This window comes from Streptomyces sp. NPDC006265 (assembly GCF_040613555.1).
Taxonomy (GTDB): domain Bacteria; phylum Actinomycetota; class Actinomycetes; order Streptomycetales; family Streptomycetaceae; genus Streptomyces.
Genome location: NZ_JBEXSH010000051.1, coordinates 1 through 19,706, shown reverse-complemented (window position 1 = coordinate 19,706; position 19,706 = coordinate 1). Strand labels below are relative to the sequence as shown.

Annotated in this window: 21 protein-coding genes, 1 tRNA gene and 3 pseudogenes; 14 read left to right on the top strand and 11 right to left on the bottom strand. The window is 69.3% G+C overall.

Annotation, left to right across the window (positions count from 1 at the left end; translation table 11 throughout):
* The first annotated feature begins 76 nt into the window (after positions 1 to 76).
* The 6 genes and pseudogenes from ABZ281_RS07220 to ABZ281_RS07195 all read left to right on the top strand — a co-directional run bounded on the left by ABZ281_RS07220 (position 77) and on the right by ABZ281_RS07195 (position 4,640).
* Positions 77 to 976, top strand: coding sequence for a cation:proton antiporter (locus ABZ281_RS07220; RefSeq protein ID WP_356652970.1), 900 nt, complete (start codon positions 77 to 79; stop codon positions 974 to 976).
* 47 nt (positions 977 to 1,023) lie between these two features.
* Positions 1,024 to 1,347 carry a hypothetical protein gene (locus tag ABZ281_RS07215; RefSeq protein WP_356652968.1) on the top strand — a complete coding sequence of 108 codons (324 nt, stop codon included), beginning with the start codon at positions 1,024 to 1,026 and terminating at the stop codon, positions 1,345 to 1,347.
* Between the two features lie 108 nt (positions 1,348 to 1,455).
* A pseudogene (locus ABZ281_RS07210) lies at positions 1,456 to 2,787 on the top strand (sulfatase-like hydrolase/transferase); the annotation flags it as partial.
* 262 nt (positions 2,788 to 3,049) lie between these two features.
* Entirely contained in the window at positions 3,050 to 3,811 is a 762-nt protein-coding gene (locus tag ABZ281_RS07205; protein ID WP_356652974.1) for a hypothetical protein, read from the top strand.
* Between the two features lie 47 nt (positions 3,812 to 3,858).
* Entirely contained in the window at positions 3,859 to 4,236 is a 378-nt protein-coding gene (locus ABZ281_RS07200) for a carboxymuconolactone decarboxylase family protein (protein WP_356652972.1), read from the top strand.
* Entirely contained in the window at positions 4,233 to 4,640 is a 408-nt protein-coding gene (locus ABZ281_RS07195; RefSeq protein WP_356652966.1) for an SHOCT domain-containing protein, read from the top strand. The genes ABZ281_RS07200 and ABZ281_RS07195 overlap by 4 nt, the downstream gene beginning before the upstream one ends.
* Positions 4,641 to 4,691: 51 nt before the next feature.
* Here ABZ281_RS07195 and ABZ281_RS07190 read toward each other — a convergent pair whose 3' ends face one another.
* A complete protein-coding gene (locus tag ABZ281_RS07190) occupies positions 4,692 to 6,029 on the bottom strand; it encodes a hypothetical protein (protein WP_356652964.1) in 1,338 nt (445 codons plus the stop codon).
* A 165-nt stretch (positions 6,030 to 6,194) separates the two neighbouring features.
* On the opposite strand from ABZ281_RS07190, the gene ABZ281_RS07185 reads away from it, so the two are divergent.
* The 3 genes from ABZ281_RS07185 (at position 6,195) to ABZ281_RS07175 (ending at position 7,734) form a co-directional block, all read left to right on the top strand.
* Positions 6,195 to 6,647, top strand: coding sequence for a DUF6325 family protein (locus tag ABZ281_RS07185; RefSeq protein ID WP_356652962.1), 453 nt, complete (start codon positions 6,195 to 6,197; stop codon positions 6,645 to 6,647).
* 15 nt (positions 6,648 to 6,662) lie between these two features.
* Positions 6,663 to 6,947 (top strand): SHOCT domain-containing protein, encoded by a 285-nt coding sequence (locus ABZ281_RS07180; protein WP_356652960.1) that lies wholly within the window; start codon positions 6,663 to 6,665, stop codon positions 6,945 to 6,947.
* A gap of 271 nt (positions 6,948 to 7,218) precedes the next feature.
* Positions 7,219 to 7,734, top strand: a complete 516-nt coding sequence (locus tag ABZ281_RS07175; protein WP_356652958.1) for a hypothetical protein — start codon at positions 7,219 to 7,221, stop codon at positions 7,732 to 7,734.
* Here ABZ281_RS07175 and ABZ281_RS07170 read toward each other — a convergent pair.
* The 7 genes and pseudogenes from ABZ281_RS07170 to ABZ281_RS07140 form a co-directional block, all read right to left on the bottom strand.
* On the bottom strand, positions 7,694 to 8,575 hold the full coding sequence (locus ABZ281_RS07170) for a F510_1955 family glycosylhydrolase (RefSeq protein WP_356652956.1): 882 nt from the start codon (positions 8,573 to 8,575) through the stop codon (positions 7,694 to 7,696). The two genes, ABZ281_RS07175 and ABZ281_RS07170, sit on opposite strands and share 41 nt — an antisense overlap.
* A 123-nt stretch (positions 8,576 to 8,698) precedes the next feature.
* Complete coding sequence (locus tag ABZ281_RS07165) at positions 8,699 to 9,334, bottom strand: DUF305 domain-containing protein (protein ID WP_356652954.1); 636 nt, start codon at positions 9,332 to 9,334, stop codon at positions 8,699 to 8,701.
* A 106-nt stretch (positions 9,335 to 9,440) separates the two neighbouring features.
* Positions 9,441 to 9,785 carry a DUF6153 family protein gene (locus ABZ281_RS07160; RefSeq protein ID WP_356652952.1) on the bottom strand — a complete coding sequence of 115 codons (345 nt, stop codon included), beginning with the start codon at positions 9,783 to 9,785 and terminating at the stop codon, positions 9,441 to 9,443.
* A gap of 833 nt (positions 9,786 to 10,618) precedes the next feature.
* On the bottom strand, positions 10,619 to 11,044 hold the full coding sequence (locus ABZ281_RS07155; RefSeq protein WP_268220383.1) for a PIN domain-containing protein: 426 nt from the start codon (positions 11,042 to 11,044) through the stop codon (positions 10,619 to 10,621).
* On the bottom strand, positions 11,041 to 11,319 hold the full coding sequence (locus ABZ281_RS07150) for a CopG family transcriptional regulator (RefSeq protein ID WP_356652950.1): 279 nt from the start codon (positions 11,317 to 11,319) through the stop codon (positions 11,041 to 11,043). Before ABZ281_RS07150 ends, ABZ281_RS07155 begins: the two co-directional genes overlap by 4 nt.
* 64 nt (positions 11,320 to 11,383) lie before the next feature.
* A pseudogene (locus ABZ281_RS07145) lies at positions 11,384 to 11,503 on the bottom strand (restriction endonuclease); the annotation flags it as partial.
* A 1-nt stretch (position 11,504) separates the two neighbouring features.
* A pseudogene (locus tag ABZ281_RS07140) lies at positions 11,505 to 11,741 on the bottom strand (hypothetical protein); the annotation flags it as partial.
* On the opposite strand from ABZ281_RS07140, the gene ABZ281_RS07135 reads away from it, so the two are divergent.
* From ABZ281_RS07135 to ABZ281_RS07115, 5 genes are all read left to right on the top strand, one after another.
* A complete protein-coding gene (locus ABZ281_RS07135; protein ID WP_356652948.1) occupies positions 11,720 to 11,899 on the top strand; it encodes a tyrosine-type recombinase/integrase in 180 nt (59 codons plus the stop codon). The pseudogene ABZ281_RS07140 and the gene ABZ281_RS07135 overlap by 22 nt on opposite strands.
* A gap of 90 nt (positions 11,900 to 11,989) precedes the next feature.
* Positions 11,990 to 13,462, top strand: a complete 1,473-nt coding sequence (locus ABZ281_RS07130) for a site-specific integrase (protein WP_356652946.1) — start codon at positions 11,990 to 11,992, stop codon at positions 13,460 to 13,462.
* Position 13,463: 1 nt separating this feature from the next.
* On the top strand, positions 13,464 to 15,191 hold the full coding sequence (locus tag ABZ281_RS07125; protein ID WP_356652944.1) for a hypothetical protein: 1,728 nt from the start codon (positions 13,464 to 13,466) through the stop codon (positions 15,189 to 15,191).
* On the top strand, positions 15,188 to 17,410 hold the full coding sequence (locus ABZ281_RS07120) for a site-specific integrase (RefSeq protein WP_356652942.1): 2,223 nt from the start codon (positions 15,188 to 15,190) through the stop codon (positions 17,408 to 17,410). Before ABZ281_RS07125 ends, ABZ281_RS07120 begins: the two co-directional genes overlap by 4 nt.
* Positions 17,407 to 17,868: a hypothetical protein gene (locus ABZ281_RS07115; protein ID WP_356652940.1), complete on the top strand. Its 462-nt coding sequence runs from the start codon at positions 17,407 to 17,409 to the stop codon at positions 17,866 to 17,868. Before ABZ281_RS07120 ends, ABZ281_RS07115 begins: the two co-directional genes overlap by 4 nt.
* 29 nt (positions 17,869 to 17,897) lie before the next feature.
* On the opposite strand, the gene ABZ281_RS07110 is transcribed toward ABZ281_RS07115, so the two are convergent.
* The 3 genes from ABZ281_RS07110 to ABZ281_RS07100 form a co-directional block, all read right to left on the bottom strand.
* The gene (locus tag ABZ281_RS07110; RefSeq protein ID WP_356652938.1) at positions 17,898 to 18,461 is read right to left on the bottom strand and encodes a GNAT family N-acetyltransferase; all 564 of its coding nucleotides are present in this window, start codon (positions 18,459 to 18,461) and stop codon (positions 17,898 to 17,900) included.
* A 571-nt stretch (positions 18,462 to 19,032) separates the two neighbouring features.
* Positions 19,033 to 19,106, bottom strand: a tRNA-Pro gene (locus tag ABZ281_RS07105).
* 47 nt (positions 19,107 to 19,153) lie between these two features.
* Positions 19,154 to 19,706 (bottom strand): Pr6Pr family membrane protein (locus ABZ281_RS07100; RefSeq protein WP_356652936.1); only part of this gene is annotated, 553 nt, incomplete at its 5' end.

The window sequence follows — 19,706 nt, the reverse complement described above, 5'->3', positions numbered from 1 at the left end:
GGTCACCCATGGCGGGTGAGGTCCACCCCTGCCCGAGCGCTGGTGCCCTGGAAACCCAGGAAGAAGGGGTGCCGGGATGAGCGGTGAGGCCTGGGCCGGTGTGGCGGTGGCGGGCGTCACCGCCACGTACGCTCTGGTCTCCCGCAGGCTGGCGTCGACACCGGTGTCGTCGGCCATGGTGTTCGTCGGCTGCGGGGTGCTCCTGGGGCCCGCCGTGCTCGATGTGATCGATCTTCAGGGTGACGCCGGACAGCTCCGCACCCTGCTCGAAGCCGCTCTCGCCCTGGTCCTCTTCACCGACGCGATGACCGTGCGCCGACGGGACCTGCGCTCCGGCGGGTTCCTGACGGGCCGGCTTCTCGGCATCGGACTGCCCCTGAGCATCGGGGCCGGGTGGCTGCTGGCCTGGCCCTTGCTGCCCGGCCTGAGCGCCTGGGAGCTCGCCCTGGTCGGTGCCGTCCTCGCGCCGACGGACGCGGCGCTCGGCAAGAGCGCCATGACCAGCCCGAGGGTGCCCGCGCTCGTCCGGCAGGGGCTCAACGTGGAAAGCGGCCTGAACGACGGCATGGTGCTCCCGTTCTTCGTCCTCTTCCTGGCCGGCATCCCGGACACGTCCGCCGCCCAGGAGGGGGTGGCGGGCGTCTTCTGGAGGGCACTCGTCGTGAGCACGGTCCTGGGCGTGCTCGTGGGCGCTTGCGGCGGCCGGCTGCTGGGAACGGCGCGGGCCCGCGGATGGGTCGCGGGGGAGTGGGATCAGCTCTTCGTTCCCGCCGTCGCCGCCATTGCGTACGGACTGGGTGTCGTGGTGGACGGGAGCGGTTTCATCGCCGCCTGGGTCGGCGGGTTCGCCTTCGGGGGCGCCCTGCGCCGCTTCCGGCCCGCTGGTCCGCGGGAGAGGCCTGACGGCACCGCCGGCTTCACCGATCATCTCGGCGGGCTGCTGGCCTCGGTCAGCCTGCTCGTCTGGACGAACTGACCGGGCCGATCATCGGCTACGCGCTGCTCAGCCTCACCGTCGTGCGGATGCTGCCGGTCGCCGTCGCGCTCTCCGGCAGTGGGCTCCGGCTGCCGACGATCGCGTACATCGGCTGGTTCGGGCCGCGCGGGCTGGCCTCCGTGGTGCTGGGGCTGCTCGTCCTGGAGGAGGACGTTCCCGGAATGGGGCTCCTGGGCCGGGTCGTCGCGGTCACCGTCGGCCTGAGCGTCCTCCTGCACGGCCTCTCGGCGGTCGCCCTCGCCGACCGGTACGGCCGCTGGCACGAGAGGACCCGCGCTTCAGGACGGGACCTGCGGGAGAGCACGCCCGTCCCCGAGACGGCACACAGGCGACGGATCACCGCACGCTGACATCGAGCGGACGGGTCGGTCACCCGTAACGGGTGAGGCGGCGAGAGCCTCCTGTGGTCATCGTGGAAGGGCAGCCGGTCAGGACCCGGGATGACGAGGTGAACCACGATGGCCAAGCCGTTCAAGGGGAGGATCTCCCTCGACGTCCGTGACTCCCAGCCCGACTGGGAGCCCTTCCTCGCTCCTGAGGCACCCGAGAACAGCCCGAACGTGCTGATGATCGCGTGGGACGACGTCGGTTACGGGACGATGGACTGCTTCGGCGGCCCGGTGACGACACCCGCCATGTCGCGGATCGCCGACATGGGGGTCCGGTACTCGAACTTCCACACCACCGCACTCTGCTCCCCGACCCGTGCCTCGCTGCTGACCGGCAGGAACGCCACGTCGAACGGAATGGCGACCATCGCCGAGTTCAGCGCCGGCTTCCCCGGCATCTCCACCCGCGTCCCCTTCGAGAACGGGTTCATCTCGGAGGTGCTGGGCGAGCGAGGCTACAACACCTACTGCGTCGGCAAGTGGCACCTCACGCCCGGCGAGGAGATCAACATGGCCGCGTACAAGGGCCGGTGGCCCCTCGGGCGCGGCTTCGAGCGGTTCTACGGATTCCTCGGCGGCGAGTCGAACTGCTGGTACCCGGACCTCATCCACGACAACCACCCGGTCGACCCGCCGGCCACGCCCGACGAGGGCTATCACATCGCCAAGGACTTCTCCGACAAGGCCATCGAGTTCGTCCGCGACGCCAAGGTCGTCGACCCCGGCAAGCCCTTCTTCATGTACCTCTCCCTCGACGCCGCGCATGCGCCGCACCACGTGTTCAAGGAGTGGGCCGACCGGTACCGGGGCGTCTTCGACGACGGCTATGAGGCCATCCGCCCGAACATCCTGCGCCGCCAGAAGGAACTCGGCCTGTTGCCCGACGACACGGAGCTCTCCCCGATCAACCCGCACGGCGAGCCCTCGGTGACCGGGCCGGACGGCCAGCCGTGGCCCCTGCTCGACACCGTGCGGCCCTGGGACGAGCTCAGTGCCGACGAGCGGCGGCTGTTCATCCGGATGGCCGAGGTCTTCGCCGGATACGTCTCCTACAGCGACGACCAGCTGGGCCGGGTGCTCGACTTCCTGGAGTCCTCCGGCGAACTCGACAACACCATCATCGTGGCCGTCTCCGACAACGGGGCCAGCGGCGAGGGCGGGCCGGACGGCACGTTCAACGAGTGGCGGTTCTTCAACGGCCTGTCCACACCGGCCGAACTGTCCCTGGAGCACATCGACGAGCTGGGCGGATCGACGTCGTACAACCACTACAACACCGGGTGGGCCTGGGCGTTCGACACCCCGTTCCCGTACTGGAAGCGCTGGGCCGGCTACGAGGGCGGCGTGGCCGACATGTGCCTCATCGCCTGGCCCGCGGGGATCGGGGCTCGCGGGGAGGTGCGCGATCAGTACGTCCACGCCGTGGACGTCGTCCCCACCCTGTACGACCTGCTGGGCATCGACCCGCCCGACGTCGTCAAGGGCCGCCCGCAGAACCCGATCGAGGGCGAGAGCTTCAGACCGTCGCTCACCGACCCCGGGGCGCCGGGGCGGCAGACGCAGTTCTACACGATGCTGGGGCAGCGGTCGATCTACCACGAGGGCTGGCTGGCCTGCACGGTCCACCCGCCGCTGAGCGGCTGGGGGGGGCTTCGCACACGACGTGTGGGAGCTGTACGACCTCACCAACGACCGTGCGCAGTCCACGGACCTGGCCGCGCGGGAACCTGCCCGGCTGGAGACCCTCAAGAGCCTCTGGTACTACTACGCGGGCATCTACAACGGGCTGCCGCTGGACGACCGTACCGCCCTGGAACAGATCCTCGCCGAGCGTCCGCACGGCAGCCCCGAACGCGACCGCTACGTCTACTACCCCGACACCGCCGCGGTGCCCGAGCAGTCCGGCGTCGTGACCAACGGCCGTTCCTACACCATCGCCGCCGGGGTCGCCGTCGACTCGGCCGACGCGGAAGGCGTGCTGTACGCCCACGGCGGCGTGGCGGGCGGCCACAGCCTCTACGTCAAGGACCACCGCTTGCACTACGCGTACAACTGGGTCGGGAGCACCCTCCAGGTCGTCGACGCCGGCCCGGAGATCCCGCCGGGCGAACACGTCCTCACGGCCGAGTTCGCCGCACGAGGCCGCAGCACGGACCGCGCGATGCCCGGCGCGGCCGGCACCCTCACCCTCTACGTCGACGACCAGGAGGTCGGCCACGACGACATCGTGACCCAGCCCGGCAGCTTCTGCGTGGTCGGCGACGGGATCTGTGTGGGCCGCGACGACGCCTCGCCGGTCACACCCGACTACGAGGGACCGTTCCCGTTCACCGGAGGCACGATCGACAAGGTCGTCGTCGACGTCTCGGGCGAGCGATACGTCGATCACGAGGCGCAAGTGCGCGGCTGGTTCATGAAGGACTGACAGACGGGGCACCGCCGCTTGGCGGGCCGGTGGAAAGGAGCCGATGGATGACCGGGAAAACGATCGGGACGCAGAGCGACGGTTCCGGCGAGGCGGAGACACCCGTCTTCGACACCCTCGTCCAGATGACGCTGAACGCCTTCGAACGGTCCGCTCTCGACCCGGAGACATACCTGCTGACCCGCATCGCGGCGCTCGTGGCCATGGGAGCCTCCCCCGCGTCGTACCTGCTCAATATCGGCGCCGCCGACGAGATCGGCGTGCCCGTGGAACGGATCCAGGGCACCCTCGTGGCCATCGCCCCCGTCGTCGGCAGCGCCCGCGTGGTGACCGCCGCCCACGGCATCGGTGAGGCCTTCGGCCTGTCCCTGCTGCCCGGCGGAGTCCCGCAGGGTGAAGGCGAGCAAGAAGGAGCGGAGACATGAATCTGGCCTACGACTACCCGGTCCTCGGAGCGTTCTGGACCGTCATGTGGATCTTCCTGTGGGTCCTGTGGATCGTTCTGCTCTTCAGGATCATCGGAGACATCTTCCGGGACGACACGCTCGGCGGATGGGGCAAGACGGGCTGGCTCGTCTTCGTGATCCTGCTCCCCTTCCTCGGCGTGTTCGTCTACGTCCTGGCCCGCGGCAGGAGCATGGGCGACCGCGAGGTCCGGCACGCCCAGGCCCGGCAGCGGGCGTTCGACGACTACGTCCGTGAGACGACCGGCACCGGCGCGAAGCCCGGGAACGAGGCCGATCAACTCGCCAAGCTCTCCGAGGTCCGTTCCAGGGGCGACATCACCGACGCCGAGTTCCAGCGGGCCAAGGAGAAGATCCTGCACTGAGCCCGGGGACGACCGAGCGCACAGCGCACGGGACCTCGTGGGCTCAGGGCCTCACGAGGCCGCGGCTCCAGCCGGCGGGCCGGTGTCGGCAGACGTGGCCGGCGCGTCCAGGAACTCCCGGATCGCGAAGGCCACCAGCGTGATCACCGCTGTCCACACCACGACCGCCGTGGTCGGATAGTTCCACGTGAACAGGACGACCGCCGCCACCACCAGGACGGCCGCCCCGATCGAGCGCTTGAAGCGATGGACGAACCGCCCGACCGCACCGAGCCGGAGCCCTGCCGACGTCGCCACGTCGCGCAGTCCGCCGATGCCGCTGCGGCAGCCGGTGCGGGTGAGGACGGCGACCCGGGACGGTCCGGCGAGGAAGGCACCGGCGGCGGTGAACAGCGCTACGGCGGCGAGCGCCCGGACGCCCGCCCGCAGGAACTTGACCAGCGCGTCGTAGACGGACCCCGCGGCCGCCTGGGACGCCCCCGGAGGCAGACGGTCGAGATAGACGTCACGGGCGACGGTGAGACCGATGCCCAGTACCAGCATGGCGACGAAGACGGCCAGTGCGGCCCCGATCACCGCGTGCCGCCGGTTGAACGCGGTGTACACGCCGACGGCCGCGACCAGAAGCGCGATGACGGGCAGCCAGCCGCCGAGGAGTTCCAGCACCCGCACATAGGTCTTGATCGTGCCGACGTCCTTCGACGCGAACACCACGAAGTCCGTGTGCACGTCCGGGATCTTCGCGGCGGGCGAGAAACCGGCATCGACCAGCTGCTTCTTGACGTCGGCGACGATCGGCCCCAGGTCGATGACGACCTGGTTGTCCTTCAGCTCCACCGTGCTGCCGGAATGGCCCGTCAGGGCCTCGTCCAGCGCGGAGTGCGCCCTGCGGTTGGCGTTCACCCAGACCGTCTCGAAGGCACTGCTGGTGACGACCCGGGTCACCGCGCCGCTGACCAGCTGCTTGAGTCCGTTCTTGATCGGACCGTCCAGATCGCTCAGCAGCTCGGCCACTCGCGGCGGGACACCTTGCTGCGTGGCCGCGTCCGTCAGTTCCTTGACCAGCGCGTCCACGTCGACCTGCGCCAGCACCGCGGCGGTGACCCGGTTCGTGACGGCCTTCTGCACGTCGGGGTCGCTCGCCAGCGGGCCGACGGTGTCGACGTAGCGGTCCGTGTCCTGCACGATGCCGTTCGCCCAGACAGCGACGACCGAGAGCAGCGACAGCAGCGCGGCCAGGAGGATCAGCAGGGCCGCGCCGAGCGAGCGCCACGGGTGCCGTGCCGCCCGGGACGGCCGGGCACTCTCCAGCGCGTTCACCCGCTGCCGCAACTCGTCCAGCTCGCCGTGGCCGCGGTCCGAGAGCCGGTCGTCACCGCTGTCGCTCATGGTCACCAGCACATCGGCGCGGCGCACCGTACGCGACCTGGACGGACCAGGCGGGTGACCGACGTACCGAGGTGCGACCACCGTGGCTCGATGGTGCAATTGGACTATTGGAGTGGGTGAACCGGGGGAAACAGGGGGACGGCCACGAGCACCAGAGGTGACGCCGTGAGTGACGCATTCGAAGAAGCGGGAGAGGTGGGCCCGGTCGACTACCTGGTCGTCGAGTTCCCGGGCAATCGCATGACGGGCGAGGGCTTCCCCATCCTCGTCGATCTCGTGGACCGCGGCCTCATCCGGATCCTGGACCTGGTGTTCGTCCGGAAGGACGACGACGGATCCGTCAGTGGCATGGAGATCGCCGACCTCACCGGTGACGGCGAACTCGACCTGGCTGTCTTCGAGGGGGCCTCGTCAGGACTCCTCGGCCAGGACGACATCGAGGAAGCGGCCACCGCCCTGGAACCCGGCAGCTCCGCCGGCGTCCTCGTCTACGAGAACCTGTGGGCCGCACCCTTCGCCGCCGCGCTGCGCCGCGGCGGGGCCCGAATGGTCGCCTCCGGGCGGATTCCGGTTCCTGCGCTCGTCGCCGCCCTCGAGGCGACAGAGGGCGCCCACTAGGCAGGAGGTACTGAGATGCCGGGTCTCATCCGCGGGGTCGCCCGCACCGCCGTCGTCGCCGGAACCGCGACCGCCGTGTCCAACCGGGTGTCACGCCGCCAGCAGGGTCGGTGGGCGGCGCAGCAGGGCTACGAAGCCCCCTCGCGCCAGCCGGCCTACGCCGCGGAGCCGCCCGCGCCCCCGGCCGCCCCCGACATGACCAGCAAGATCGAACAGCTCAAGCAGCTCGGCGAACTCAAGAACCAAGGTGTATTGACGGAGGCCGAGTTCGAGGAACAGAAGCGCGTGCTCCTCGGCTGACGGCTGGTTCCGCCTCGCCCGGCCGTGTACGGACGGTCCAGCGTCGGGGCGGCGGGATTCGAACCGACGCCTTCACTGGTCAGAGCGTTGGGGCGCATGTCGTCTGGGTACCGCCCGAGGTCCGTCAGCAGACCGTGTCTCTCATGCTGGCGCCGCCGCCACCCGAGACCAGTTGAATGTGACGTCCGGACTGTCGACTGCCTCGCTGTTCACGACCTTCGACGGTAGGGCCTGCGCCTCAGCCCGATCATCGCTGCCGGGCTGATCAGCGGTGCCATCGTGCACCACCCCCCCCGATCCCACCCGTTACAGCCTCATCGCCGTCATAGGCGCCGCCGTTTTCCTCTGCGCCACGATCCTCAACGAGTTCGTCCTCACCCGCAGCCTCCCCAGCGTCGCGAAGGTCTGCGGTGTGGTCGCGGCCTCCCTCGCGCTGTCGTTCGGCATCGGCATGCTCAGCGGCGGGCTACAGCACTTCGAGGACTTCCCCGAACGTGCGGCGATGCTCATCCCCTTCGGTCTCGCGCCCTTCGTCGGGTTGAAGGGCATAGCCCGGGAGATGGCCGCGCAACCGGGCGGCGACGGCCACGGCCACGGGGAAGAGCCCGTCACCGAGGCCGAGGAGCCGGAGACGACCGGGACGGACGGCCACCGGCACGAACCCGGCTCCTCCGGGAACCCGGCCCATGGGACGCCGCCGGGTGGCCGTCCGAGTGAGGAGCCGACGGCAACGGTTCCGCGTGCGCTCAGTGCCCTTCGGCGGAGGACATGGGCAGCCGCTGGGTGAAGGTCCTGCCGCCGTCGCGCGATGCGTACACGCCGTCCTGTGTGGCGACGAGGACGCGCTTGGCGTCGACGGCGGTCAGGGCCTGGGGCTGCCCGCCCGGAACGGTCCCGGTCTCCTTCCAGCTGGCGCCGCCATCGGTGCTGTGGTGCAGGTTGCCTGCGAGGTCGACGCCGTACAGGGCGTCGGCCGTGGGCCAGGACAGGAAGGCGAGGGCCTGCCCGGTCCCCGCGCGGAACTTCCGACCGCCGTCGGTGCTCGCGGCGACGCCGCCCTCCGTGGTGGCCAGCACGACGTCCCGGTCCTCCGGGCTGACGGCGATGTCCAGGGCGGCGACCTCGGCACGGTCGTCCCAGGACGTCCGGTCGGTGCTGACGCGCAGCAGGCCGCGGCTGCTGTCGTAGCCGTAGACGCTGTTGTGCGCGTACTCCAGGGAGTGGAAGTCGGTGGTGCCGCCCAGGGACAGGGTCTTCCAGGTCTTGCCGGAGTCTGTGGACTGGAGCAGACCGCGGTTGCCGTGGCCCCCGCTGCCCTCGGCCGGGTGGCCGCTGCCGAGGAAGGTCTTCGGCCCGATGACCGTGAAGCCCATGTAGTCGGCCGTGTCGCCGACCCGCTGGGCGGTGCCGTCGGCGGCCACGGCGATCACGCCTTCGTGGGTGGCGACGTACAGGCGCCCGTCGGCCGGGTCGATGCCCAGACCGTGGACGTGGCTGACGGCGAGGTCGCCGGAGCCTTCGCCCGACGCCGTATCGGACGAGGTGCCGGTGTTGGTGGAGCATGCGGCCAGTACGGCCGCGAGGACGGCTGCGGTGATGGCGGTGGCAGCACGGGAACGAGTCTTCATGCTGAGGATCTCTCGGTAGGGCGCGAGGTGGGATTGCGAGCAGAACTCAGGGACCGGCGCAGGACGTGCCCGCACGGGGGCCGGGCTGCGCGGAAGCAGGCCCAGCCCCCGATGCGGGGGTCGTCAGCTCTTGCCGAGGAGCTTGTTCATCTCCTCGATCTCGGCGTTCTGGGCGGTGATGATGTCCCCGGCCAGCTTCTTGGTCGGCCCGTACTGGCCTTTGTCCTTCTCGGTTGTGGCCATCTCCACGGCGCCCTCGTGATGCTCGACCATCATGGTCAGGAACATCGTGTCGAAGCCCTTGCCGGACGCCTCCATCAGCTCGTCCATGTCCTCGGTGTCCATCATCCCGGGCATGTGGGAGCTGCCGGAGTCGCCGCCGTGGTCCATGCCCGGCATGGAGGAGGGAGCGTCCTCGCCCCAGGACTCCAGCCAACCGGACATCGTCTCGATCTCCGGGCCCTGGGCCTTCTCGATGCGCGTGGCCAGGTCCTTGACCTCGGCGGAGGACGCCTGACGGGCGGCCATCTTCGACATCTGGATGGCCTGCTGGTGGTGGGGGATCATGTCCTGCGCGAAGGAGACGTCCTGGTCGTTGTGGGCGCCGGCGGTGTCCTCGGCGCCGGCTGAGGCCGACGTCTGCGTACCGGAACCGGTGTCGGAGCCGTTGTCGCTGCCGCAGGCGGCGAGGACGAGGGCGGCGGCCACGGCCGTGGTGCCGAGGGCGGCACGACGGATGAGGGAACGGGTGCTGGTCATGGTGGTACTCCTGCGGTCTGCGGAGGATGCTGCGGGACATGGCTGAGCGCCGTATGGCTGCCCGCCACGGTGCAGGTGGCGAGGACGGATACGGCTCGGCCTTGTCCTAGATCCGCAGGAGTTGCAGTTCGGCCAGTGTGGGCGGCGCCCGGCCGCCGTCGGTCGTGGTGGCGAGGGACCCGTGGCCACCGTCGGTGGGCGCGAGCGTGCTGACAGGGTTGGCCAACGGCGCGGCAAGGACCGGCCCCGCGCCGACAGCACCGGACGCGCACGTCGCGTCGGCGTGCTCGGCATGGCCGCCACCGCTGTCACCGTGGCAGACGTACTCGTCGCTCCCCATCGCCATCCCGGCGTGCGCAGAGGCGAAGGAGGAGTGGTGGGTGCCGGCGGCCACGGCCTCGCCCGGACCGAGGGCGTGCATGCCGAAAAGGCCGGCCAGCAGCCCGAGCATCAACAGCACCCGCCACCGCCCACGGGGCGATCGCGCAGAGTGGAGCTGTGCACGGGCTGTCACAACCCTCATGCTACGGAAACCGCTCGGCTCCGCGCGGGCAGTCGGGCATTCGGCCAGTCGTTGCTTGCGGAGGCACCGAGCAAGGCCCGCTCAGCCGGTCGAAACCGGGCAGTCCGCCCGGCCGTCCGGCGTTCGCTACACCCGGCGCGCGCTGCCAGGAGTACGGCCTCGGCGAACAGATCCCGCCGGCCGGCCATGAAGCTCGGCCAACCGCTGACACCCTCCGCCGCTGCCTCACACGGATCCGAGATCACGCGCGTGGTTGAATGCGGCGCGAGGAATCCGGGAGCCGCATCTCGAAGGCGGCTCCCAAGTAATTCCCAAGATGGTCCCCCAGACCACTCAGGGGCCCGATCCGCGATGCGGACCAGGCCCCTGAGCTGGTATTCCCCTGTCGGGGTGGCGGGATTTGAACCCACGACCTCTTCGTCCCGAATGAGGATCGGTTAATGCTCTTTCCTGCCTGGATTGTGTTTGCGCAGGTCAAGGGGGTGGCATCGGTTGGTCTCGGGTGGTGTGGAGGGGGCTTCGGGAGCAGGGCGGCTACCAGATGGCTCCCGAGGGTGCTGCTGCCTGGATGGTGCTGGAGAGTCAGCCCTGCGACCCGAAGGCAATCCACCGGCCACCAGTGCCAGGAAGTCGAGTCGGCCACTCCATTCGCCGTCCGCTGCCTGGCGTCGGAGACTGCCGATGTGGTCCGGACGAAGTACGCGATGGCATCGCGGGTGCTCACCAGCGTGGGTGCGGGCGCTGGAGGGGCGCGGGTCGGGTCAGACCTTCTTGACGACGATCGTGTCCGGGACCAGCTTCTCCAGGTCGTCGACATCCGATGTGAAGACGGTGACCTGTCCCTTCTGCTGTCGCGCGATGACGGCGAGCACGGCGTCGATCGCGTACTTGTGGCCGTGCAACTTGGCGTCGGCCAGGAGGCGACGCGCCTGGCGGGCCTCGTCCTTCCCGATGTCGACGACCTGGAGCCGGGACAGTACCCAGTCCCAGCGCTGCTCGGTCGTTCTGCCGTCGTACGCCTCGACCAGTGTCATCGGGGACGTCACCACTTCGGCCTCCCCGCGTGCCGCGAGGTCGAGCCAGGCGATCATCTTCCGGTCGCCGCGTACCGCAAGGGACAGGGCTTCACAGTCCAGTACGAAGACGCGGAGGGGTCGCTGTCCGTGCTCACCGGCTCGCTTCTTCACGCAGCCTCTCCGGCGTTGTGCTTTCCGGCGGTTCGACGCTGCTCGTGTTCGGCGTCGAGTTCGTCCAGCTCGACGAGCGCTGCCGCATGCTCGTCCTCGGTGATGGGGCCGTGCTCTTCCTGCAACCAGTCGACCAGTTCCAGGAGCCGGTCCCGGTCACGCTTGAAGCGCAGCGCCTCGGCGACATACGCCGACAGGCCCCGCTCTGCCGCGTCCGCGCGGATCTCGTCCAGGAGATCCTCGGGAATCGTCACGGTTACCTTCTTCGTCGCCATACAAGAGACCATACTCCCGGTATCGCACTCCTTACCAGCGGGTCATGTGATAGGCGCTCGGCGATCAGGCGGCCGGGGCGGGGCGTGGGCTGCCGTGGAAGACCTGGCTGGTGTGCCAGGAGCGGTGGACCGCCGCGACGGGACTGGCACCCGGTTGAGGTCCGATGAGCGGGCGGCCGGCGAGCGTCGGCACAGCGAAAGCTGTAGCGGAGGTCGAGTGGCACCCACTCCAGCGGGTTCAACTCCTGCTCGAACAGGTCGAGTTGGTCGGCCAGTGCGGCTTTGGAGATAGACTAGGGCTCGGCGGGCTCCAGCCGGAAACGGATGATCTCGGCAGGCCGGAAGACGCCGAGGGAGGTCCCTCGCTGCTCCTGATCCCGCTTGATGGCGCAGAGCGACGGTGCGACCAGCGGCTCGACATGGGACGGAGTGGAGCCCGACCGGCCGTGTCTTCACGACTCGGAGCGGCGAGCCGTTGGACGCAGCCAACGTCCGGCGGGACTTCAAGGCCATAGTGAGGAAGGCCGGACTGGAGCCGGAGTGGACTCCGAGGGAGCTCCGGCACATTGTCTCTGCTTAGTTTCCGTGTGGCGATTGGCTTCAACGGGGCTGGTGGCCTGGGGGTTTGGGCTTTGCGCTGAGCCGTGTGGTGTTTCTACTGTCGGCGCTCATGATCCTGAGCTTCTTCTCGTCCCGGGGCTGGGAGTCCTGGGACATCGAGCATCGGCCGTTGATCCCCGAGGGGATGCCCGTGCTCGTCGACGACGACCTGCGCTTCGAGGACGGCCCTGCCGCGCCGCGCCCGGCGGCGGTGGTGAACCGGTGGTTGCGTGAGCTCCCTGCCAGCGGGGCGCCCGCGCCGAACTCGTGGGAGAACTACGCGCGAGTCCTCAAGAAGTGGATGGAGTTCCTGGCCGTACACGGAGTGGGCCTGTTCGACTCGCGGGAGCGGTTGAAGGCCGGGCTCAGCCGGTACGCCGAGCACCGGACCGCGGGCCCGCTGAAGGCCCGGTTCGCGGCGACGACGTGGGGCCAGCACATGAGCATCCTGTCGTTGTTCTACCGGTGGGCGATCAACGAGGGGTACGCGACGGCGGAGCCGTTCACCTACCGCTCCGCACGGGCCCTGTTCGCCGGGACCGGCCGAGAGGTCAAGGTGAACCTTGCGGTGCGCCGCACGCCGAAGCCGCACGTGACGATCAAGTACCTGGAGCCGGACTTCACCGAGTTGTTCCGCAAGGGCCTGCGCGGGCTGGCCCCGGACGGCTCGCAGGACACCGGGTTCCACGGCCGGGAGATGACCCGGAACGCTGCCATCGGGGACCTGGCGCTGGCCACGGGGCTGCGGCTGCAGGAGTTCACCTACCTGCTGCCTTGGGAGATCCCCGCCCTGCCGCCCGCGCCGACCGCGGTGCCGATCCCGTTTTCGGTGCCGGCCGCAATCACCAAGGGAAGGAAGTTCCGCACCACCTGGATCTCCTTCGAGGTCCTCGCTGCGGTGCACGACTACCTGGAGCTGGACCGGGCGGCCACAGCGGAGGGGACACGGTGGCGGCCGCCGCGACGGTGGGGCGAGCCGCTGATGGTGTCCGAGCCGGACGCCCGGGGCGGGCTGATCAACGGTGTTCGGAGGCCGTGGGCGTCTTTGACGCCGGCCGAGAGGCGGCGGCTGGTTGCGCCGGACGGGGGCTCGTGCCTGTTGGCGGTGAAGAACGGTGGCGGCCCGTTCACCGCCTGGGCGACGGTCTTCGAGCGTACATCGGACCGGATCCGGGCCCGGTTCGAGCCGCGTTTCCCGCACGTTTGGCCCCATCGGCTCCGTCATACGTTTTCGATGAGGACACTGGAATACCTGGTCACCGGGCACTATCGGCAGGCCGCGAGGCTCGTGACGGAGACGGACGCAGACGCCGCTCTTGTGTTCTACCTCTCCAAGGCCGACCCGCTGCTGGTCCTGCGTGACTTGCTGGGACACAGCACCGTACTCGTGACGGAAAAGTACCTCCGCCGCCTGGACACCACCCGCATCTACCGGGAGGCATACGAGGCTGCAGGGGCGGCGGCCGGCTTGACCGAGGACACGGAGGCCGAACACGAGGCCGCGGCAGAGTTCGCCGACGACGTCGTGGCCGGAGGTGCCTGAGATGCCGGCCACGCTTATCGACGAACAGCTTGGCCTGGACTGCGTCTTCAGCGACGGCAGGCGCGCGAAGCTTTCCCTGGACGGCCTGCCCAACCCGCAGCTGGCACGGGACCTGGTCATCGGCCTGGCCGAGCTAGTCCACCCGCACGGAACCGTGGACGCCGCCGGCAGCATGCAGCACTACACCAGCGCCGCCCGGCACATGGTGCGGACCCTCGCGGACCGCGGGTTCTCCGGCGGTCTCGGACAGCTGAGCCGCGGCATGCTCGCCGAGTACTGGATGGGCGCCTCCAGGGGACGTGAGGCCCTGACCCGGCACATGGTCCTGGGGTTCGCCGCGGCCGGAGGGATGCTCGTGCCGGGGGTGGAGGATCTCGCGAACGGCAGGAACTACCACCCGCAGCCCTACCGCAAGCCCCTGCCGCCCTACGACGAGGCCGAGTGGGACCGGCTCATCAGCGTCTGCCGCACGCTGACCGAGGAGTCGTACGCCGACCACCGCCGGGCACTGGCCGCCGCCTCCCGCGGACGGCACCCCGCCGAAGCAGGGTGGACAGCGGAGAACTTCTGCTGGCTGCTGTCACGGACCGGCCCGATCGGCACCCCCGATTTCGCCCGAGCTATCGGCGTGACCTTTGACGCCCTCCACAAACGCATCGGCGTCGGCCCCTTCCACGACGCCGTCCAGGGCGTCTTCCCTCACCTGGACGTGACGCTCGCCTACCGGCTGCTGTTCGGCATCTACTCCGGCATCGTGCCCGACGGCATCGACGATCTCGGTGTCGGCGACATCGACTGGGCCGGCGACGCGTCGATCCTGCTGTCCTATGTCAAGGGCCGCACCGCCGCCGAGAGTCTGAACCTCCCGCGTCGGGCCGTGCGACTGCTGGAACAATGGCTCGCCCACTCCGCGCTGCTGCGGAGCTTCATGCCGCCCGGAGACCGGGAACGGCTCTGGCTCTGCCTGGCACGGCCGGGAAACCCGGCCCTGGCCGCACGGAAGGTCACCAGCGTCTCCCGGCAGGCATGGGCCCGGCGGCACGGCATCGTCGACGACGAGGGCAAACCGCTGAAGATCCACCGGTCCCGGATCCGCACCACCCATCACGCGATGCGCGACAAGCGCACCTGGACAGGCAGCGCACGGGCCACCATCGACCCGAACCACACTCCGGCCGTCGAGGGCGACCACTACCTGAGCGCCACCACACCGGCCCAGCGCAAGGCCGTCGAGGCCATCGTCGAGGACGCCCAGCACGACCTGCTCAGACGCGCTCACCCGCCCACCGTCCTCACCGACGAGGACGCCGCCGCCCTGGCCCAGGACTACCCCGAAGTCGTGGCCGCCATGGAGCTGGACGACGACGCACTCGCCGAGTTGATCGGCGGGCAGCGGGATGTATTCACCGCCGCCTGCGGCGACCAGCTGTCCGGGCTGCACGGTCCGAAGGGCAAGCCGTGTCCGGCCCGCCCCTGGGTCTGCCTGCTCTGCCCGCTGGCGGTGTTCGCCCCGCGTCATGCCGCCAACCTGCTGCGGCTGAAGGCGTTCTTCTCCAGGCAGTGGCAGCAGATGCCCGCCGCCCACTTCATGGCCGTCTTCGGCCCCTACGCCACCCGGATTCAGCAAGTCCTGGACCGCTTCGACCCCGTCCTGCTGGCCGAAGCCGCCGCCCACATCCGCGACAAGGACGACGAACTGCCTCTGCGCCCCGAGGAGCTGACCGCATGACCACCGCTGTCACCGCGGCCTTCCACAGCGTGGGCGATGAGTCTCCCTTCGCCGGCGCGGACATCTGCCGAGAGGCGGGCTTCGACCTGCCCGCCGGGACCCGCCGACCGATCTTCGACGACGACCTATGGGATTTCACCGACGTGATCGGACTGCCGGTACAGATGCCGCTGCACCAACGGCGCTTCGACTTCACCGCGATCACGGACCCGAGGTGGAGGCTGGTCGCCAAGGAACTCGTACTCGCACTGCTGGCACCCCGGCATCCGGCGGTCGCACCCCTGCCCCGCGCCTACCGCACCGCATTGCACCTGCGGACCTGCGCAGGCCGACTCGCCGAGCTCAGCCGCTTCTTCCACTGGCTCGCCTACCAGGGCCTCACCTCCTCCCTCGCCCAGGTGGATGCCAGGTGCTGCGAGGCATACCTGGCCCACCGGCGCTACGTGCTCGACGAGCACGGCACCGTGATCGGCAGCCAGAGCCCGGCTGTCCGGCGAGCCGCCGCCCTGGTCCCCATCGACCTGGTCAACTACCGCGAAATGTTCACCGCCGACCGGCCCAGCGACGATCTTGTCCCCTGGGGAGGCGCCACCGCCTCCGCCGTCGCCGAGATGCCCAACGGCCGGGACGAGAACAAGACTCAGCCCGTCGAGGACAGCGTGCTGCAGCCGGTCCTGGCCGCCGCCCTTTACCTGCTGTCCGCCCTCGGCCCGCACGCGGTCACGCTCGCCGAAGACATCCGGGAAGCTGATCGCATCGGTGTCCGCTATGCCCGCAAAGCCAGCAGCCGTCATGGGCGCAAGCCCCCAACCCAGCACCCAGAGGCGAAGATCACCGCGTTGCTCGCCGAACACGAGAGGACAAACGATCCCCTTCCCTTGCTCCCGGCCCGCCACGTTGCCGACCGAATCGCCAAGGGCTGGACGGTCAACCATCCGCTGGTGCATGTCTCTCTTGACCTCCTCGCCCGCCGGGCCGGGCTCAGCCAGTTCAGCCCACGGTGGCTGACCACCCTGCGTGAGCCGCTGGAGGAGACTCTGGCGAAGGTCGGAGCGGACAGAGAATTCGGGCGCAATGCCGCCAGCGTCGCGGCGGCGGACGACAACGAGGCGGTGCCCTGGACGCTGCCGCTGCACCGGCTTCAGGCGGTCGCCCTGGTCGGCATCGTCCGCACCGCCGCGGTGATCGTCCTGGCGGCGGTATCTGGGATGCGTTCCAGCGAGCTCATGGAGCTGACGGTCGGCTGCCGCCGTCCTCCGGAGGAACCGGCCCCCGGCCTGACCCGTTACCGGCTGGTCAGCAAGGTGATCAAGGGACAGGAACTCGGCGGCATCGTCGACGAGTGGGTGGTCATCGAGTCCGCATACCGCGCTGTCGAGCTGATCGAACAGCTTCACCCCGACCCGCGCGAAGGCGCCACACTCCTGGGGCGGTTCGCCTTCGACGTCCGCTACCGCTGGTTCCGGAACTGGGTCAACTCCCAGGCCGGACAACGACTCGGCCTGGCACCGATCCCCACCGGACCGGTCACTCTGCGGCGCCTGCGACGGACCCTCGCGCTGGAGATGGCCTACCGCCCCGGCGGCGTCCTCGCGACCAAGATCCACCTCAAGCACATCGCCGTCGCGACCACCGAGGGCTACAGCTCCCGTCCCGGCGGCGCGCAAGCAGAACTGCTTGCCGAGGTCAACAAGCACGAAAGCGACCGCAATCTCCAGCTCGTCCTGGACGAGTTCCGCAACTACCAGCAGGGCAGCCTCCCCGCCGGCCCTGGAGCACGCGAACTCACCGCGTTCTTCGCCAGCATCGACGCCCAACTCGACGCAGTCTCAGCCTCGGCCCCGAAGACCCAGCGCAACGACCGCGACGTGCTCAACCTGCTGACCAAACGCGCCAAGGTCCTCCACCTCGGCCCGGCGAACTACTGCTGGTTCACCGATCCCTCCCGGGCGCTCTGCCTCAAACTGGCCGGCACCCCCACCGCCGACCGGCCGCTGATGGGGATGTGTGACTCCGCCCGCTGCCCGCAGGCGACTCACCACCCCTGCCACCGCCCCATCTGGGCCGAACACGCCGAACGCACCGAGACGTTCATCGGACAGCTCGGCACCACCCGCAAGACCGAACGCACCCGGCTCCAGAGAGATCACGAGCGGGCCCTCCGCGTCGTCGCCGAGATCGACGCCACCAGCACCACCGTCAGCAAGGAGTCCGCATGAGAATCACCGCAGTCCAGCGGGCCGAGAACGAGAACCGGATCCGAGCCGCCATAGACCGCCTCCTGCGCGGCGAGATCCCGCCCGGCGGCCGATGCGACATCAAGACCCTCGCCCGCGAAGCGGGTGTCGACCGCACCGCGTTCTACGGCACCCGCCCCTACGCTCACCTCCGCGTCGAGTTCGAACGACGGGTCCAAGTGCTGCAGCAGGCCGGCGAGATCCCCGACCCCCGCGAAGCCCAGATCACCCGCCTCAAGGCGGAGAATGCCAAGCTCAGGGAGCGACTGGCCAAGTCGGAACAGACGATCGACGAGCTCACGGACTTCCGCACCCAGGCCCTGGCCCGGCTCGCCGCCCAACACGAAGAGATCGTCCACCTTCGGGCCACAGCCGCCGAGACGGCATCCGTGACTCGACTTCCTGGCGCCCGCACCACCGTGATCGGGACGTGCAATTGACAACGCGGGCAGGCAGCGGCTCCCCGGCATCAGGCCGGAATGTCGGCCCGTCGTACATGCAAGTGGCCGTCCCTGGGGAAAGGCGGCCGAGCCGGAAGGACCTGGTGAAACCCGTATCTGGCCTTCTCCGCAACCCGGCACGAGGCGAGGTTATCCACCTGATGGAGCAGGTCGAGACGTTCCAGACCTTCGCCCGCGAAGACGTCGAAGGCCCAGCGGGTGAGAGCTTCGAGGGCACGAGGGGCCACCCCCTGGCCTCGGGCGTGGGCTGCCGTCCAGTAGCCGACTTCTGCGGATTCGTGGCTGGGACCGGTCCGCTTCATGACCACGTTGCCAGCCAGCTGGCCCTCGCCAGTGCCGGAGTGATCTTCATGCACGGCGAAGCTCAGCCTTTCTCCGGTCTCCCAGCCGCGTCTCTGAAGCTCCAGCCACTCCACTGCATCCTCGATGCTCTCTACAGGAAGCCTCGTCCAACGACGCAACGTGGGATCGCGATACGCCTCGACCAGCGGATCGACGTCGTCATCATTCCAAGGGCGCAGGAAGAGCGCAGAGGCAGACGGCGTCGCGTCCACCTGCAAGGTGACGTTCATCAAGATCCTCCCCGAACGGTTCACCTGATCATCTCTCATCCCGTGAGCTGTGATCCGTGCGGTCGCGCGATCAGCAGAACGCCGACAAGAGGAACCGATCCGCAGAAGACGTGCCACGAGTCGACACAGGGCGAACGAAGAGGTGATCTGCACCACATCGTTGCTCTTGGGATGCAACACGCTCACCGGACTGCGTCGCGAAACCGCTCGCGCCAACGCGCCTGCTCAATCGCTACACGGCGTCACCCGCACACGGCCTCTGCGGACACAAGGCACAGCTTCGTGTCCCTGCTCTCCGACCACGGGATCCCGCTGGAGCGGATCGCGCTCTTGGTCGGTCACAGCAGTTAGGCGACCACAGAGGCGGTCTACCGGAAGCAGCTCCGGCCCGTGATCACGCAGGGTGCCGAAGCGATGGATGACATCTTCGCCGAAGATCAGGAAAGGGAGAACGCGGAGAACGACGCAGAGGGCGACGCGGTGGCCTGATCAAAATCGTTTGGCCCCCTGTTTGGCCCCCGGAGCACGACAGAACCCACATACGAAAGTCGTATGTGGGTTCTGACCAGCGTCGGGGTGGCGGGATTTGAACCCACGACCTCTTCGTCCCGAACGAAGCGCGCTGCCAAGCTGCGCTACACCCCGATGTCGCTGCTGTCGCGGCGACGACGTTTACTTTAGCCCACCGGTGGCTAGAGACGAAATCCGGTTTTGCCGCAGTGGCGGACGGGGTTCGGGCGGGTGTGGTCGAGGGCTACGAGGAGCACGGCCAGGGCGTAGAAGGAGAGGCCCAGGAGGAGGGCGTTGCCGAGGACGCGCTTGAAGCCGTCCTGGCCGACGTCCAGGAAGGGGTAGAGGTAGCGGTCGGGGGTGCCCGGGAGGAGCAGCTCGCCCCGGGTGAGGCAGAAGGCCAGGTAGGCCATGGGGTAGAGGAGCCAGATGCCGGCCTGGCGGAAGTGCAGGCGGCCGGGGGACGTGAGCAGGAGCCAGTCCAGTACCGCCGCGATCGGGGTCACCGTGTGCAGCAGCAGGTGGGAGAGTGCCTGCCCGCCCGTCGAGGTCGCCGCCTCGCCCGTGAGGGAGAACGGGCTCGCCGCGTTGGCCAGGAGCAGGTGATGCACCAGGGCCGCGATGACGACGTAGAGCAGCGTCGCACCCAGCACGGCACCCCCACCGATCCCCTCACGCGACGCCCCCGACAGCACCTCGTCCCGCAGCCGACGGCACCGCGCCGCAACGTCGTCC